This is a genomic window from Phenylobacterium sp. (assembly GCF_965284355.1).
Classification (GTDB): domain Bacteria; phylum Pseudomonadota; class Alphaproteobacteria; order Caulobacterales; family Caulobacteraceae; genus Phenylobacterium.
The window spans coordinates 4,341,780-4,357,775 of sequence record NZ_OZ260078.1 but is presented as its reverse complement, the minus strand read 5'-3'; the positions used below and the strand labels follow the sequence as shown (position 1 = coordinate 4,357,775).

The 15,996-nt window shown below is 69.6% G+C and carries 16 protein-coding genes; 5 read left to right on the top strand and 11 right to left on the bottom strand.

What is annotated here, in order from left to right; all coding sequences use genetic code 11:
- The first annotated feature begins 1 nt into the window (after position 1).
- Genes ACQ66R_RS21375 through vapC form a run of 3 tightly spaced genes read left to right on the top strand, consistent with a single transcriptional unit; the run spans position 2 to position 1,008 of the window.
- The gene (locus ACQ66R_RS21375; protein WP_430425346.1) at positions 2-385 is read left to right on the top strand and encodes a nuclear transport factor 2 family protein; all 384 of its coding nucleotides are present in this window, start codon (positions 2-4) and stop codon (positions 383-385) included.
- A 39-nt stretch (positions 386-424) separates the two neighbouring features.
- Positions 425-616, top strand: coding sequence for a type II toxin-antitoxin system VapB family antitoxin (locus ACQ66R_RS21370; protein ID WP_430425345.1), 192 nt, complete (start codon positions 425-427; stop codon positions 614-616).
- Positions 613-1,008, top strand: a complete 396-nt coding sequence (gene vapC, locus ACQ66R_RS21365; RefSeq protein ID WP_430425343.1) for a type II toxin-antitoxin system VapC family toxin — start codon at positions 613-615, stop codon at positions 1,006-1,008. The genes ACQ66R_RS21370 and vapC overlap by 4 nt, the downstream gene beginning before the upstream one ends.
- Positions 1,009-1,013: 5 nt before the next feature.
- Here vapC and rodA read toward each other — a convergent pair whose 3' ends face one another.
- The 8 genes from rodA to modA form a co-directional block, all read right to left on the bottom strand.
- Positions 1,014-2,168 carry a rod shape-determining protein RodA gene (rodA, locus tag ACQ66R_RS21360; protein WP_430425341.1) on the bottom strand — a complete coding sequence of 385 codons (1,155 nt, stop codon included), beginning with the start codon at positions 2,166-2,168 and terminating at the stop codon, positions 1,014-1,016.
- Complete coding sequence (gene mrdA / locus ACQ66R_RS21355; RefSeq protein WP_430425339.1) at positions 2,165-4,192, bottom strand: penicillin-binding protein 2; 2,028 nt, start codon at positions 4,190-4,192, stop codon at positions 2,165-2,167. The genes rodA and mrdA overlap by 4 nt, the downstream gene beginning before the upstream one ends.
- 5 nt (positions 4,193-4,197) lie before the next feature.
- Complete coding sequence (locus ACQ66R_RS21350; protein WP_430425337.1) at positions 4,198-4,713, bottom strand: hypothetical protein; 516 nt, start codon at positions 4,711-4,713, stop codon at positions 4,198-4,200.
- Positions 4,710-5,843 carry a rod shape-determining protein MreC gene (mreC, locus tag ACQ66R_RS21345; RefSeq protein ID WP_430425335.1) on the bottom strand — a complete coding sequence of 378 codons (1,134 nt, stop codon included), beginning with the start codon at positions 5,841-5,843 and terminating at the stop codon, positions 4,710-4,712. The genes ACQ66R_RS21350 and mreC overlap by 4 nt, the downstream gene beginning before the upstream one ends.
- A gap of 43 nt (positions 5,844-5,886) precedes the next feature.
- The gene (locus ACQ66R_RS21340; RefSeq protein WP_012522835.1) at positions 5,887-6,930 is read right to left on the bottom strand and encodes a rod shape-determining protein; all 1,044 of its coding nucleotides are present in this window, start codon (positions 6,928-6,930) and stop codon (positions 5,887-5,889) included.
- Between the two features lie 245 nt (positions 6,931-7,175).
- Positions 7,176-8,603, bottom strand: coding sequence for a sensor histidine kinase (locus ACQ66R_RS21335; protein WP_430425332.1), 1,428 nt, complete (start codon positions 8,601-8,603; stop codon positions 7,176-7,178).
- Between the two features lie 108 nt (positions 8,604-8,711).
- On the bottom strand, positions 8,712-9,386 hold the full coding sequence (gene modB, locus ACQ66R_RS21330) for a molybdate ABC transporter permease subunit (RefSeq protein WP_430426378.1): 675 nt from the start codon (positions 9,384-9,386) through the stop codon (positions 8,712-8,714).
- A 5-nt stretch (positions 9,387-9,391) separates the two neighbouring features.
- Positions 9,392-10,138: a molybdate ABC transporter substrate-binding protein gene (gene modA, locus ACQ66R_RS21325; protein WP_430425330.1), complete on the bottom strand. Its 747-nt coding sequence runs from the start codon at positions 10,136-10,138 to the stop codon at positions 9,392-9,394.
- Between the two features lie 38 nt (positions 10,139-10,176).
- Between modA and ACQ66R_RS21320 the strand changes: the two genes are divergently transcribed.
- Positions 10,177-10,944, top strand: a complete 768-nt coding sequence (locus tag ACQ66R_RS21320) for a TOBE domain-containing protein (protein ID WP_430425328.1) — start codon at positions 10,177-10,179, stop codon at positions 10,942-10,944.
- A 29-nt stretch (positions 10,945-10,973) separates the two neighbouring features.
- Here ACQ66R_RS21320 and ACQ66R_RS21315 read toward each other — a convergent pair whose 3' ends face one another.
- The 3 genes from ACQ66R_RS21315 to ACQ66R_RS21305 form a co-directional block, all read right to left on the bottom strand.
- A complete protein-coding gene (locus ACQ66R_RS21315; RefSeq protein WP_430425327.1) occupies positions 10,974-11,855 on the bottom strand; it encodes an EamA family transporter in 882 nt (293 codons plus the stop codon).
- 193 nt (positions 11,856-12,048) lie between these two features.
- Positions 12,049-13,638: a 2-isopropylmalate synthase gene (locus ACQ66R_RS21310; protein ID WP_430425325.1), complete on the bottom strand. Its 1,590-nt coding sequence runs from the start codon at positions 13,636-13,638 to the stop codon at positions 12,049-12,051.
- 274 nt (positions 13,639-13,912) lie between these two features.
- The gene (locus tag ACQ66R_RS21305) at positions 13,913-14,629 is read right to left on the bottom strand and encodes a TVP38/TMEM64 family protein (protein ID WP_430425323.1); all 717 of its coding nucleotides are present in this window, start codon (positions 14,627-14,629) and stop codon (positions 13,913-13,915) included.
- Between the two features lie 159 nt (positions 14,630-14,788).
- Between ACQ66R_RS21305 and ACQ66R_RS21300 the strand changes: the two genes are divergently transcribed.
- Positions 14,789-15,979, top strand: a complete 1,191-nt coding sequence (locus tag ACQ66R_RS21300) for a calcium-binding protein (RefSeq protein WP_430425321.1) — start codon at positions 14,789-14,791, stop codon at positions 15,977-15,979.
- The last annotated feature ends 17 nt before the right edge of the window (positions 15,980-15,996 follow it).

Sequence of the window (15,996 nt, the reverse complement as noted above, 5' to 3'; positions counted from 1 at the left end):
GATGCGCCGCGCCGACCTCGTCCGCGCCTATCTGAAAGCGATCGAGGACCGCAGCGACTCGCTCGCCTTCTTCGCCGACGACGCGGTTCAGGAGGAGTTCCCCAACGCCCTGGTCCCCGCCGGCGCGCGCCGCACGCTCGCCGACCTCCGCGAGGCCAGCGCGCGCGGCCAGGGCGTCCTGACGTCCGAGACCTATGAGATCGTCAACCTGGTCGAGGCCGGCGACCTGGTGGCCTGCGAAGTGCTGTGGCGCGGCGTCCTGGCCGTCCCGATCCGCAGCCTGAAGCCCGGCGACGTCATGAAGGCCCGCTTCGGCGTCTTCTTCGAGTTCGCCGGCGACAAGATCCGCCGCCAGCGCAACTACGACTGCTTCGAGCCGTTCTGACGCTTGCAATGTGTACGATGTGCGCCAACAATACACATCATGCGCACGAATATCGAGATCGACGACACCCTCATGTCCGAGGCCCTCGCGGCGACGAAAGCTCGCACAAAGCGCGAGGTCGTTGAGGAAGGTCTCCGCACGTTGGTTCGCCTGGCCAGGCAGGCGCGCATTCGCGAGCTTCGCGGAACGCTCGCCTGGGAGGGCGATCTCGACGCCATGCGCCGGGATTGATCCTCGTCGATACCAGCGTCTGGATCGACTACTTCCGCGGCCTGCGCTCGCCGGTCACCGATGAACTCGACCGCCTGCTTGGCGCCGACGACGTCCTCATGGGCGACATCATCCTGACCGAACTGCTGCAGGGCTTCACCGACGACCGCGCGTTTCGCCTCGCCCAGACGCGCCTGGACGCCCTGACCATGATCGAGATCGGCGGCCGCGACATCGCCGTGGAAGCTGCGCAGAACTATCGACGCCTACGCGGCTTCGGCGTCACCGTCCGGAAGACGATCGACACGTTGATCGCGACCCGGTGCCTCGTCTCCGGTCATTCTCTGCTCTACAGCGACCGCGACTTCGACCCGTTCGTTGAGCATCTGGGACTGCAGACCGCCAATCCCTGACGCCTCTAGACGAACGACCCCTTGCCGCTCGTCACCTCGGCGTAGCGGTGGACGCGGACCGACTGGACCAGGCCGAAGCCGATCATCACCGTCAGCATGACCGTGCCGCCATAGCTCAGCATCGGCATCGGCACGCCCACGACCGGCGCGAGCCCCATCACCATCGCCCCGTTGATCAGCACGTACAGCGTGAACGTCGCCGTCACCCCCGCGGCCGCCAGCCGGCCGAAGTGGCTGTGACTGAGGTACGAGGTGCGCAGCGCCATGAAGATCGCCGCCGCGTACAGGATCAGGATCGAGATGCAGCCCACGAAGCCGAACTCCTCGGCCAGGGTGGCGAAGATGAAGTCCGTCTGCTTCTCGGGCAGGAAGTTGAGCTGGCTCTGCGAGCCCAGGCCGTAGCCCTTGCCCAGCAGGCCGCCCGAGCCCAGGGCAATCATCGACTGCAGGATGTGATAGCCCGAGCCTGACGGATCGCTCTCGGGGTCGAGGAACGTCAGCACCCGCTGGCGCTGATAGTCGTGCATCACGAACAGCACGAAGGGCGGCACGACGGCCAGGAACGCCGCCACGCCGGCCCCGATGATCTTCCACGACAGCCCCGCCATCACCACGATCGCCACGCCGGTCAGCAGGATCAGCATGGCGGTGCCCAGGTCGGGCTGGTGCGCCACCAGGCCCACGGGCACGGCGATCATCAGCGCGGGGATCAGCAGCCACCAGGACAGCCGCGCCCGCTCGGCCGAGACGCCGTGGTAGAGGCGCGCCAGCGCCAGCACGATGCCCAGCTTCATCACCTCCGAGGGCTGGAAGCTGAAGCTGCCGATGGAGAGCCATCGCTGCGCCCCCAGCCGCACGTCCCCCACCGCCTCCACCGCGATAAGCAGCAAGACGCCGACGCCGTAGATCGGATAGGCCAGGGCGAACCAGACCCGGATGTCGATCATCGCCAGGGCCAGCATCAGGACCAGGCAGAAGGCGAAGCGTCCCACGTGCTGGGCGGCCCAGGGATCCCAGGACGATCCGGCGATCGAGAACAGCATCAGCGCGCCGGCGCCTGCGATGAGGCAGAGCACCAGGACGAAGATCCAGTCGACCTCGGAGAACTTGACGACCAGCCGGTCGCGCTCGCCGGGACGGGTCAGGGCCGAAACGGTCATGTCGGGCGTCCGGGAGCGGGCGCCGGAGCCGGCGCAACGGTGGGAATCGCGCGGCCCCCCGGCGGCAGTACGGTCGGTGTCGTAGGCGCCGAATCCTGCTCGATATCAGGCGCCACCTCGGGCATCGGCAGCGGCTTCTGGACCCGCGCCATCATCTCGGGGTCCTTGAGCAGCGCCGTGCGCATGATCTCGCGGGCCCGGGGCGCGGCGGCGGTCGATCCGCCCATGCCGTGCTGCACGATCACCGCGATCGCATAGCGGGGCGCATCGATGGGCGCGAAGGCGACGAATAGCCCATGGTCACGCAGGCCCCATGTGCCGCCCTTCCCGCGCGACCCGCCCGAGTCGTAGTTGCGCACCTGGGCCGTGCCGGTCTTGCCGGCCATCAGGATATCGCCCAGGCCCAGCTGGCTGGCGCGATAACCGGTGCCGCCCACATCGGTCACGGCGGCCATGCCGGCGCGCACGCGGTCGATGTGGTCACGCGGGAACGGCAGGACAGGCACATCCGAGCCTCGCGGCAACTCCTTCCCGCCCACCGACTTGATGAGCCGCGGGTTCAGCGCCTTGTACTCGGGATTGGCCAGCCGCGACGTCATCACGGCCAGCTGCAGGCAGTTCACCTGCAGATAGCCTTGGCCGATCGCGTAGCTGAGGTTCTCGCCCGGCCACCAGGGCTGCATGGCCTCGTTCTTCTTGAAGTAGCGCTTCTTCCAGGCCGGATCGGGCACGATGCCCTTCTTCTGGCCGGGGATGCCGATATCGAAGGTTTGCCCCAGGCCGAAGGCGCGCGCCGCCTGGGCGATCCGGTCCGGCCCCACCCTGAGCGACATCGAATAGAAGTAGGTGTCGCAGCTGTTCTTGAGCGCATCGTTCAGGTTCTGCGACCCGTGGCCGCCACGCTTGTGGCAGTGGAAGTAGCGGCCGCCGAAGTTCATGCCCCCGCCGCAGGTGACCCGCGCCTCGGGATCGATCCCGGCCATCAGCACCGCCAGCGCGGTCATGGTCTTGAACGTCGAGCCGGGCGGATAGAGGCCCGACAGGCACTTGTCGAGCAGCGGCTTGCGCTCATAGCCCGCCAGCGCCCGGTACTCGCCGCCCGTAAGGCCCCGCACGAAACGGTTGGCGTCGAACGAGGGCGCCGAGGTCATGCACAGGATGTCGCCGGTGCGACAGTCCATCATCACCGCGCCGCCGCTCTCCTCGCCGAACACCTCCAGCGCGCGGTTCTGGATATCGACGTCGAGGGTCAGCTGGATTTCGGCGCCGGGCGTGGCCGGGATGTCGCCGCTGTCGTCGTGGCGCACCTCGCGGCCGTTGGCGTCCACCTCGACCTTGCGGGCGCCCGGGCGGCCGCGCAGCGCGTCGTCCAGCGCCTTTTCCACCCCCTGCTTGCCGATCCGGAAGCCGGGATGGAGCATGATCGGGTCGGGCGTCTTGCCGGCCTTGGTGATGGCGTCGATGTCGTCCTTGTTCACCTTGGCCACGTAGCCGATCACGTGGGCGAAGGCGCCGCCGTGCGGATAGACCCGCACCTCGCCCATGTCGGCGGTCACGCCGGGCAGCTCGGGCGCGCGGACGTTGATGGCCGAGAACTGCTCCCAGCTCATGTCTTCCATGACCGAGACCGGCGCCCGCTTCGGCGCGGAGTTGATGTCCTTGAGCAGGCGGCGCTGACGGGTCTCGTCCAGCGGCACATAGTTGGCCAGGGTCTTGATCGTGGCCTCGGGATCCACGCCCTTGTCGCGCGCCACCATCAGCCGGAAGTTCGGCCGGTTGGCGGCCAGCACCGCGCCGTTGCGGTCGACGATGACGCCGCGCGGGGCCGGCTGGAGTTTGAAGTTGAACTGGTTCGATGTGGCCAGCTTCTCGTAGCGCTGGGTCTCCAGCAGCTGGAGGTAAGCCAGCCGCGCGCCCAGCGCCGTGATCCCCAGGCCGGCGAAGCCGCCCAGCAGGATCGCGCGGCGATGGAACACGCCCTGCCGCTCGTTGACCTCTTCGAAGAAGATGGCGGGTTGGGTCATGGGCTCTAGCGGAACCTCACGTCGGCATCCTCGAACCGCTCGATCAGCAGGTTCGCGAAGGGATAGAGGACGACTGTGGCGAGGAATTGCCAACCCACGGTTACGAGATCGGGCGTGCTCTGGGTGTGGAGCATCGTGAACAGGTAACCGGCGCCCATCGCCATGACCGTCGACAGCGCATACCAGATCCACATCATCAGCTGCGACTGGCCGGCCAGGATCGAGCGGGCGGCCAGCACCACCCCGTAGGGCAGCAGCAGACACACGGGCCAGAAGCCGGTGGGCGCACCCCACAGGAAGTCCAGGAACAGGCCCAGGACCAGGATCGCAATCGGGCCCAGCATCGACGGCCGGATCACCGCCCACGCGAAGGCGACCGGCATGGCGAACAGGGGTTCAGGCAGCCCCAGGCCCCAGAAGCGCAGCGGCAGGGCGAAGATGAAGGTCACGACCATGACCAGCAGCATCGGCAGCCCCAGCCAGCGCCAGGGCGCGAGCCCTCGGGCGGCGGTCGTGCTCACCGGGCGGCCCCCGCGGTTTTGGGTGCGGGCGTCGCCTTGGGCGCCGGCGTCGCGGCCTTGGCGGGCGGCGTGGTCGTCTTCGCCGGCGGCGTCACTTTCGGCGCCGGCGTCGCAGTCGCCTTCGTGGGCGGCGTGGCGGTGACCTTCGTCGGCGGCGTCGCGCCGGCCGCAGCGGGCGGCGGGGCGGCGGGCGCCGGGGCCACGACGGTCGGCGCCGGCGGCAGTGTCGAGTAGCCGGGCGTCGGCGGCGGGGGCGCCGCATGCTCCAGCCGCTTGGCGTCGGCCACCTGGGTGAAGTCTTGGAACAGCAGGATGCGGACGTAGTCGACGGCGGCCTTGTCCGAGGCCAGCGCCACCCGCCAGCGCCCGTCCAGACCCTTCACCGCCACGCCCACCGGCAGGCCGCGGGGGAACACCCCGCCGTCGCCCGAGGTGAGGATGCGATCGCCCGTCTTCACCGGGTCCTGCCCGCGCAGGTACTCCAGCTTGGGATTGGGCCCGCCGTCGCCGGTCAGGATGGCCCGCGCATTGGTCCTGTCGATCATCACCGGCGTTCGCGCCGCCGCGTCGGTCAGCAGCAGCACCCGCGACACCCCGGTGGTCACCCCCACCACCCGGCCCACCAGGCCGTTCTCGCTCATCACCGGATTGCCGGGCCGCACGCCCTTTTCGCTGCCCGCGTTGGCCAGGCGCGAGTTGGCGAAGGGCCCGCGGCTGTCGGTCACGATCCGCGCCGTCGCCATCGGGATCGGCGGATCGGTCTTCAGGCCCAGAATGTCGCGATAGCGCTCGTTGGTGTCGCGCAGCGCGATCGCCACGTCGCGCCACTGACGCATGTTCTCCAGCTCGGCGCGCAGCCGGCGGTTCTCGGACACGGCGAAGAAGTATCCGCGGATCCCCTCGACCCCCTGCCCCGTCAGCCGGCCCGGAGTCGACAGCGCATCACCCACAGGCGCCATGACACGGTCGGAAAGGGTGCGCGGATTGCCGTACTCGTCGGTGTCGAACGACTCGCGGCTGTCGCTCAGCAGCATGGCCACCGCGGCGATGAGCACCACAATGAACACGACGCCCGCCGTCCAGGTCAGCGGGACCTTCAGTTCGCCGAGCGGGTTGTCCCTCAAGGACATCTAGCAGCTGCCCCTAACGTCGCGCCCCCCGACGCGCCGTGACTTACGCCAGCGTGGATTCGAGGACGCCCTTCATCCACTTGGGATGCTCGAGCACCTTGCCGCAGCCCAGGGCCACGCACGACAGCGGGTCATCGGCCACCGTCACCGGCAGGCCGGTGTGGTCGCGGATCTCGGCGTCCAGGCCGCGCAGGAGCGCGCCGCCGCCGGTCAGCATGATGCCCTTGTCGGCGATGTCCGAGGCCAGTTCCGGCGGCGTCGCTTCCAGCGCCATCTTCACCGCGTCGACGATCTGGCCGACCGGCTCCGACAGGGCGTCCGACGCCTGCTTCTCCGAGATGCGGACTTCCCGCGGCACGCCCTGCATCAGGTCGCGACCCTTGACCTCGATCGACAGGCCCTCGCCGTCGGCCGGCGCCCGGGCGGTGCCGATCTCCTTCTTGATCCGCTCGGCCGTCGTCTCGCCGATCAGCAGGTTATGGTTGCGGCGCATGTAGCTGATGATCGCCTCGTCCATCTTGTCGCCGCCGACGCGGACCGACCGCGAATAGACGATGCCCGACAGCGACAGCACGGCCACCTCGGTGGTGCCGCCGCCGATGTCGACCACCATCGAGCCGGTGGGCTCGTGGATCGGCAGGCCAGCCCCTATGGCGGCGGCCATCGGTTCGTCGATCAGGCCCACGCGACGGCCGCCGGCGTTCAGGCAGCTGTCGTTGATGGCGCGGCGCTCCACGGCGGTGGCGCCCGACGGCACGCACACGATCACCTTCGGGTTCACGAAGCCCTTCCGGTTGTGAACCTTGCGGATGAAATACTTGATCATCTCCTCGGCGACTTCGAAGTCGGCGATCACCCCGTCGCGCATCGGGCGGATGGCTTCCATGTGCCCGGGGGTGCGGCCCAGCATCTGCTTGGCCTCTATGCCCACGGCGTGCACGACCTTGCGCCCGCCCACGTTGCGCAGCGCGACGACCGAGGGCTCGTTGAGCACGATGCCCTTGCCCTTCATGTAGATGAGCGTGTTGGCGGTGCCGAGGTCGATGGCGATGTCGTTCGAGATGGCGCCGAAGAGAGACGAGATCATGCAGGGCCCTGAGGGGATAGGGGCTAAGACGTTCCGACAGAGGAACCAAAGGCGGTTCGACTAACGCGCGAGGATGCGGCGAGTCGGTACGCTTTGTCTGGCGGGCTTAATCCGTCCCTCTGCCCTGCGCCATTCGGCATTTCAAGGCTTAATGAGTGGTGTGCGCTTTCGCGTCGCGCGCGAGTTCGCCAAGGGCCTCCGCCCCGGTCCCGCCATGATTTCGCGGCAGCCGCCCGGGGCCTCATCTAGAGTGGCGCTTCGATGCGACAGCGGACCCCTTCGGGCGCGTAGACGTGCTCCAGCCGGCCCCCCAGCTCACCGCCGATCGCGCCGGCGATGAAGCGTGCGCCGAAGCCCTGATGGGTCGGCGGCGCCACCGGCGGTCCCCCGATCTCTTCCCAGACAAGAACCAGCTGGTCGGGCGCCGCGACGGTCCAGGCCAGGAGGACATGGCCCGTGGGGGCCGATAGCGCGCCGTGCTGGGCGGCGTTGGTCGCCAGTTCGTGCAGCACCATCGAAAGGCTGATGGCGGTCTTCGCCGACACGTTCAACGCCTGTCCCGACAGGGTCAGCCGGTCCTGCGCGAGGTAGGCGGCCAGCACATCCTCGGCCAGGGCGCGCAGGTCGGCGTCCTGCCAACGCCGGCCGGCCAGCTGGTTGTGCGCGTTGGACAGGGCCAGCAGCCGCGCCTCGAACCGCTCGCGCATCTGTACGGGCTCGACGCCGCCTCGCAGGCTGTGGGCCGCCAGCGACTGGACAGAGGCCAGAGTGTTCTTCACGCGGTGGTTGAGCTCGTCCACCAGCAGCTTCTGGCGCTCCTCGGCCAGCTTCCGGTCGCTGATGTCGACCAGCATGTTCACGGCGCCCATCAGGGCGCCCTCGCTGTCGTGCAGCAGGGTCGGATAGGCGAGGAAGGCGCCCCGGTGGCCGTCGGGACGCTCGAAGATCACCTCGAGCCCCTGCGTCGCCTCGCCGCCCTTCAACGCCACGGCCATCGGACAGGTGTCCAACGGCATCGGCCGGCCGTCCGGGTGAAAGAGGCGATGGGATCCGCACCAGGCGTCCTCGCCGATCACGGGCGTCCGGCCCCACAACTGCGCCGCCGCCGGATTGAAGCTCTGCAGCAAGCCCTGCGGGTCAGTGACGTACATGGCCACCGGCGAGAGATCGACCACGCGGCGCACCCATGAATCCAGCCGGATGGCGCGCTTGCGGGTCTGCTTCACCTCGCTGACGTCCTGGAAGCAGGTCACCACCCCCAGCAAGGCGCCGTCGCTGTCCCGCAGAGGTTGCATGCTGGCCAGGATGTCGATGCGCGATCCGTCCGGGCGCTCGAGGATCGCCTCGACGTCGCCCACGCCCTCGCCCGAGCTCAGCACCCGGCCCACCGGAGAGTCCGGCTTCTCCACCGGCTGGCCGTCGGGCCAGTAGACCCCCAGCTGCCCGCCGAACCGGTCCGTGGGCGGGCGGCCCCAGAGCGACACGGCGCGGCTGTTGAAGCGCAGCACCTCGCCCCGCAGGCCGCAGACATAGACGCCGACCGGCAGCGCCTCGAGAAGCGAACTCCAATGCTGGAACGCAGCATCCAAGCGCTCAGCCGACGTCGCCGCGGTGGCGCGGCTCATCGGCAACGGCTCGGCGCCCGTCACGCGGAAGCCCTCGCCATATGACACCTCTTGGGCCTGACGAAAGCCGTCCCGACACGACTCCGCCCGCCCGTGAGTCCATCTATGAGGTGCATCGCCCCTCAACCGCAAGGCGTAGAGCGGTCGCCCGCTGATTCAGCGGTTCGCAGAGCCCGAACCGGGCATTCGCCGCTCCAGGGTCAGAAGCGACAGCACCACGGCGAAGCCGAAAACCAGCAGGATGCCCGCCAGCATGTGCGCGCGATCCCAGGCCAGCGCCTCGACGTCGCGGAAGATCTCCACCGACAGCACGTTGGTCACCCCGGGGATCGCGCCGCCGATCATCAGCACCACGCCGAACTCGCCGATGGTGTGGGCGAAGGTCAGGATCGCGGCCGCCACATAGCCGGGCGCCGCCAGCGGCAGCGCCACCCGCGTGAAGGTCTGCAGGCCGGTCGCGCCCAGCGTCGCGGCGGCGTCGAAGTGCTCTTCCCCGATGGCCCGGAAGGCGTTGCGCAGCGGCTGCACGGCGAACGGCAGCGAATAGATCAGCGAGCCGATCACCAGGCCGGTGAAGGTGAAGGCCAGCGTGCGGACGCCGAAGGCCTGCAAGGGCGCCATCAGCGGGCTGTTCGGCCCCAGCGCGATCAGCAGGTAGAAGCCCAGCACCGTCGGCGGCAGCACGATGGGCAGGGCCACCACCGCGCCCACCAGCTCACCGGCAAAGCTGCGGCTGCGCGCCAGCCACCACGCCAGGGGCGTGGCCGCCACCAGCAGGATCAGCGTGGTGATCCCCGCCAGCTTCAGGGTCAGCCAGATGACGGAGGCCAGTTCGCTCACCGGACCTCGTAGCCATACCGCTGGATGATCGCCCTGGCTTCCGGCCCCTTGAGAAACCGGATGAAGGCCTGGGCCGCGGCGCTGTTCGCGCCGGTTTTCAACAGCACGGCCTGCTGGTCGATCGGCGTGTGATCGCTGGCCGGGACCAGCCAGCGCGACCCGCCCTTCACGCCGATCAGCTGCGAGGCGGCCACAAAGCCCACCTCGGCGGCGCCGGTCTCGACGAACTGATAGGCCTGGGTGATCGAGGTTCCCTGCACCAGCCGGGGCTGCAGGGCCTGGTACACGCGCCGCTTCTTCATCGTCTCCACCGCCGCGACGCCGTAGGGCGCGGTGCGCGGATCGGCGATGGCCAGCTTTTGGAACCGCCCCTGCGACAGCACCGCCCCGCGCCCGTCCACCAGCCCCGGAGTCTTCGAGTACAGCACCAGCCGGCCGATCGCGTAGGTGAAGCGGCTGCCCGCGACGCCCAGTCCCTCGGCCTCGGCCTTCTCGGGCCGCTCGCGGTCGGCCGACAGGAACACCTCGTACGGCGCCCCGTTGGCGATCTGGGCGTAGAACTGGCCCGACGACCCGAAGCTGAGCGTCGCATCATGACCCGTCCGCGCCGTGAACCGCGCCGCGATCACCTTCGCGGGCTCAGCGAAGTTGGCCGCCACCGCCACGCGGGTCTCCGCCGCCGCCGCGGGGCTCGCCGCAAACAGGACGATCAGCACGGCGATCAGGCGTGTCATCAGGCGCATGGTGCGTTATGTACCTCGACTGCATATCGGAGGAAACCATGCTGAGCGCGACCGTCACGCTCGAGCGTCCGGGACTGCCGCGCGTCGCCCTGGCCCGCATGGCGCTGGTCGAGGCGATCGGCGACCTGGGCTCGATCAGCGCGGCGGCCCGCAAGGTCGGGCTCTCCTACAAGGGCGCCTGGGATGCGGTGCAGGCGCTCAACAACCTGTTCGACGGGCCCCTGATCCAGGCCGCGCCGGGCGGCAGCCGCGGCGGCCAGGCCAGCCTGACGCCGCGAGGGACCGCTGCCCTGGCTGCCTTTCGCCGGGTCCAGGCCGAGATGGACGCGGCGCTGGCCAAACTCGACGGCGCCTTCGAAGCCGATGTGTTCTGGAGCCTTGGCATGAAGACGAGCGCACGCAACGCCCTGCGCGGCACGGTGTCCCGACTGGCGCCCGGCGCGGTGAACACCGAGGTGGTCCTGCGCGTCGCCGACGGGCTGGAGATCGTCGCCGTCGTCACCGGGCAGAGCGTCGAAGACCTGGGTCTGCGCGTCGGCGCGCCGGCCATCGCGCTCATCAAGTCCAGCTTCATCGTCCTGGCCAAGGGCGAGGGCCTGCGCACCTCGGCGCGCAACCAGATCGCGGGCGTGGTGGCCAGCCGCGAGGACGGCCCCGTCACCAGCGAGATCCGCCTCGACATCGGCGCCGGCAAGACCCTGGCCGCCACCATCACCACCGAGAGCGCCGATGTTCTAGCACTGGCCGTCGGCGACGCCGTGACCGCGCTGATCAAGGCGCCGCACGTGATCCTGGCCGTGGAGTAGACGATCTGAAGCCGAGGGTCCGGCCGGCGTCAGCCCAGGGCGCAGAGCAGCAGGCCCGCCCCGGTCAGCGCCCCGCCGACCCACTGGCTCACCCGTAGCTTCTCGCGGAACAGCTTGCGGCCGACGGCCGCCGCGATCGGCCCCTCGATCAGCCCCACGGCCCGCACCGGCGCCGCCGGCGCGAGCGCCAGCGCCCCGAACCAGCAGACGGAGGCCGCCGAGCCGAAGAACCCCGCCGCCAGCGACGGACGCCAGGCCCCGCGCACCGCCCGCAGCGCCTGAGGCCGCGTGACCGCCAGGATCGAGGTCAGCACGCAGGCCTGCATCGCCTGGGCCACCACCAGGGTCGCCGTCGCCGAGAAGATCGGATGCGCCGGGTCCAGCGCCCGGCCGCCCTCGCGGAAGCCGTTGAACGCCACCGCGAACGCCGCCCCCGCCGCCAGGCCCAGCAGCGCGCCCGACAGGTCCGCCTTGCCCTGCCCCGCCCGCGGCCACGACAGCACCACGAGCCCCGCGCTGGCCACCGCCACGCCCAGCCACACGGCCCCGCTGAGCGCGTCGCCCAGCACGAACCAGCCCATGATCGCCGCCAGCGGCAGCGACGACTGCTGCAGCATGGTGGCCACCGCGAAGCCCGACCGGCTCATGGCCATCAGCAGCACCGCGGTCGCCGTCACCTGGGCGATCGCACCCAGGATGGCGGCCGTCCAGAACACCGGCGTCCAGTGCGGCGTCGCGCCCGGCGTCGCCAGGAACACCGTGAGGAAGATCGCGATCGAGAACGGCAGGCCGAACAGGAAGCGCACAAGCGTCGCCCCCCACGGTCCGGCGTCGCCCACCAGCCCGCGCTGCATGGCGTTGCGCGCCACCTGCAGCGGCGCTGCGGCGACGGTCAGAAGGATCCAGAGCAAGGCAAGGCTCCTTCCCTCCCCTGTGGGGAGGGACAGACCGCGCAGCGGTCAGGGTGGGGAAGTGTGGGTCGGAGTGCGGCGCAAAGTGATTGGCGGCAGGGCGGGTCTCCTGAGAGGCGGCGCCTGATCGACGCTTCCCCACCCTGCCCGCCTCTGGCGAGCTGTCCCTCCCCGGTGGGGAGGGAAGCGCCCGCTAGAACCCGCTGGCGACGCGGGCGTCCGGGGCGCTCTTTTCCTTGCGCGCGAAGAGGTTGTTGAGCGCGTTCACATACGCCTTGGCCGAGGCCGTCAGCGTATCGGTGTCGACCGCTGAGCCCGTGGCGATCCGGCCATCCTCTTCGAGGCGCACCGAGACCTGGGCCTGGGCGTCGGTGCCCTCAGTCACCGCGTGCACCTGGAACAGCCGCAGGATCGCAGCATGCGGCGCCACCGCGTGGATGGCGTTGAACACCGCGTCCACCGGGCCGTCGCCCTGGGCGTTGGCGCTCTTCTCCTCGCCGTCGATCGACACCGTCAGGAAGGCCTCCTGCGGCCCCTCGGTGCCGGCGATCACGCGCAGGTGCTTGACCTGGATCTTGTCCGACCCGCTGGCCAGGGCGTCGTCCACCAGCGCCACGATGTCGTCGTCGAAGACGTGCTTCTTCTTGTCGGCCAGGTCCTTGAAGCGCTGGAACGCCTCGTTCAGCGCGTTCTGGCCCAGCTCGTAGCCCAGGTCCTTCAGCTTCTCGCGGAAGGCGTGGCGGCCCGAGTGCTTGCCCATGACCAGGTTGGATTCGATCTGGCCCACGTCCTCGGGCTTCATGATCTCGTAGGTCTCGGCGTTCTTCAGCATCCCGTCCTGGTGGATGCCGCTCTCGTGGGCGAAGGCGTTCTTGCCGACGATCGCCTTGTTGAACTGCACCGGGAAGCCGGTGATGGCCGAGACATAGCGGCTGGCGCGGGTGATGTGCTGGGTCTCGACGCCGGTCACGAACGGCAGCCGGTCACCGCGCACCTTCAGCGCCATCACGATCTCTTCCAGCGCCGCGTTGCCCGCCCGCTCGCCGATGCCGTTGATCGCGCACTCGATCTGCCGCGCCCCGCCCTGCACGCCGGCGATGGAGTTGGCCACCGCCAGCCCCAGGTCGTTGTGGCAATGGGTGGAAAAGATCACCCGGTCGGCGCCCGGCACGTTGGCGATCACGTCGCGGAACAGGTCGGCGTACTCGGACGGATAGGTATAGCCCACCGTGTCGGGCAGGTTGATCGTGGTGGCGCCGGCCTTGATGGCGGCCTCCACACAGCGCAGCAGGAAGTCGCGCTCGGTGCGGGTGGCGTCCTCGGCCGACCACTCGACGTCGTCGGTCAGGTTGCGGGCGTGGCTGACCGACTTGGTCACCAGCTCCAGGACCTGTTCCGGCTCCATCTGCAGCTTCCACTTCATGTGCACCGGGCTGGTGGACAGGAAGGTGTGGATGCGGCCGCGCTTGGCCCTCTTGATCGCCTCGCCGGCGCGGTCGATGTCGCCCTGCCCGGCGCGGGCCAGACCGCAGACGACGCTCTCGGTGATGATCTCCGAGATCCTGGAGACGGCCTCGAAGTCGCCGTTCGAGGCGATCGGGAAGCCCGCCTCGATCACGTCGACCTTCATGTCTTCGAGGATCTTGGCCAGCTCCAGCTTCTCGTCCAGCGACATGGAGGCGCCGGGCGACTGCTCGCCGTCGCGCATGGTGGTGTCGAAGATGATGACGCGGTCGCTGTCGGATGCAGGCGCCGGCGTGGACTCGGTGATGGGGGCGGTCATGGTCAGGTCTTTCGCGGTGTTTTCTCTACAAGGGGCGAGGATCGAGTCCCCTGGTCGCCCGGCCGCGAACGATGCGCGTGCCTAGAGAGGCGCCCAGGGGCGGCTAAGCCCCAGCGAGAGAAGAAGCAGGCTGTCGAGCCGCGTGCGCATGGCGCTGCATCTACCGAATGGACCGCTTCAGGGCAAGCATCTTGCGCGCAGCGTGGCCATTCGGCGCATCCGGGGCAAGAAACGTCCCCACTTCCCTGCGGACCGGCAGCCCCCTGCAGTTGGCTTAGGGTCGGTCGGTCCTGTTGTCAGCCCGCCCCCGGAGCCACCGACGCGCGAACCAGCCGATGGCCAGCCACAGCGCCGCCACCGCCGCGATGGCCCAGGCGTGCCGGCCGATCTCGCCGCGCATGAGCTGCAGGATCGAGGCGCCGGCGAACGCCGTCAGCACGATCTTCGGCACGATGCCGATCCCGGTGCCGGCCACGAAATGCGACGCCCGCATCGGCGTCACGCCCGCCGCCATGTTGACCACGATGAACGGCGCCGAGGGCACAAGCCGCACGATCAGGCTGGCCAGGAACCCGTTCTCGCCCACCAGCCGCATGAACCGCTGCACGCCCTCGCCCGAGAACCGCTCCAACGTCTTCGCGCCCGCGCTGCGTCCCAGATAGAAGCCCACCAGCGCCGAGGCCATCGTCCCGATCCAGCTGTAGGCGGCGCCCGTCATCGGCCCGAACGCCACCACCGCCGCGGCGATCAGCACGATCTGCGGCGTGCCGATGAACGCCAGCGCCGCGAACGCCGCCACCGCCACCGGCAGCGACCACGGCCCCCGCGCCGCGCCCAGCCAGCCCTCCAGCGCCCGCTCGCCGTCGAACCCCAGCACCTGGGCCCCGAAGAAGAAGACGATCCCCACCCCGCCGAACAGCACGAACGACACCGCCAGCGCCCGCAGGGCCTGGGCGTCCATGTTCGAGAGAAAGGCGAAGAGCCGGCGCATCTGGCGCCGAGGCGTCGCGTGTTCGTGCGGCGGGGTCAAGGCGGTGGGCGGGTGGCCCGTTCGTCCGACCGCTCGTCGCAATTGCGTAATCTCATGTTGCGTTTTTACGCAACATGCGCCATCTGACGTCGCCCAAGCTTGACGGCGGAGGCTCTTCCCTTGCTGGCGTACGCGTTCGACACCATCACCGCGGACCAGGCGCTGAACATCCAGGCCGGTGACACCCTGACGTTCAACGGCGGCCCGGCGCGCGGCGTGACGGTGGTCTACCAGAGCTACGACCCCCTGGCCCTGTCGCCTGAGGTCCCACGGGTGTTCGTGACCTACGAAGGCCGCACGGTCGCGTTCTCGACCAACCTGGTGCAGCTGTCCAAGGCCGGCGCGCTGGTGATGGCCGACGGCTCGAAGCTCTACATCGGCGACACCAGCGACGAGCGTTTGACGGGCTCGGCGCTGGACGACGGTCTGTTCGGCGGCCCGGGATCGGACACGGTCAGCGGCGGTGACGGCCGCGACCTGCTCCAGGGCAATGCCGGCGACGACCGGCTGGTCGGAGGCGCGGGCCGGGACTCGATCTACGGCGGCCAGGGGAACGACACGATCTTCACCGGGTCCGAGACCGGCGGCGGCGACACCCAGGGCGACTGGGCCCACGGCAATTTGGGCGACGACGAGATCGTGGGCGGCCAGGGCGGCGACACCCTGCTGGGCGGCCAGGGCGACGACTTCATCGGCGGCGTCGATGGCTCGGACTTTCTATCGGGCGACCTGGGGGATGACGAGCTGCACGGCGGCATGGGCTCCGACACCCTGATCGGAGGCGCCGGCGACGACATCCTGCAGGGCGGCTTCGGCCTGGATTTCCTGAGCGGCGGCGACGGCGACGACCGGCTGGTCGCGCAGGGCCCGGAGATCGCGGTCCTCGCAGGCGACGCCGGGAACGACACGCTGACCGCCGCCGGAGCCGACAAGGAAATCCTCCTGGGCGGCTCGGGCCGCGACCGCTTCGAGATCGTCGCCAAGGCCGACCCGGCGACGCGCGTCGACGCCGAGATCCAGGACTTCGAGGCCCACGACACCCTGCACTTCCCCGAAGTCAGCATCTTCGCCGCGGCCGACGCGGCCATCCTGCCCCGCAGCTACTCCGAGTTCGTGGCCGACAGCTACGAACAGGCCCTGCGTATCGCGAACGAGCATATCTCGGCGGCTGGTGCGAAGTACGTCGCCGCGCAGGTGGGCGGCAACGTCTTCGTCTTCGCCGACCTGGGCGACCCGGCCGACGGCGCCGACGTCTCGGTGCTGCTGACAGGCCGCACCCTCGCCGACATCGGGCTGTCGAACTTCGTCTAGAGTCGGAACTCGTCCCT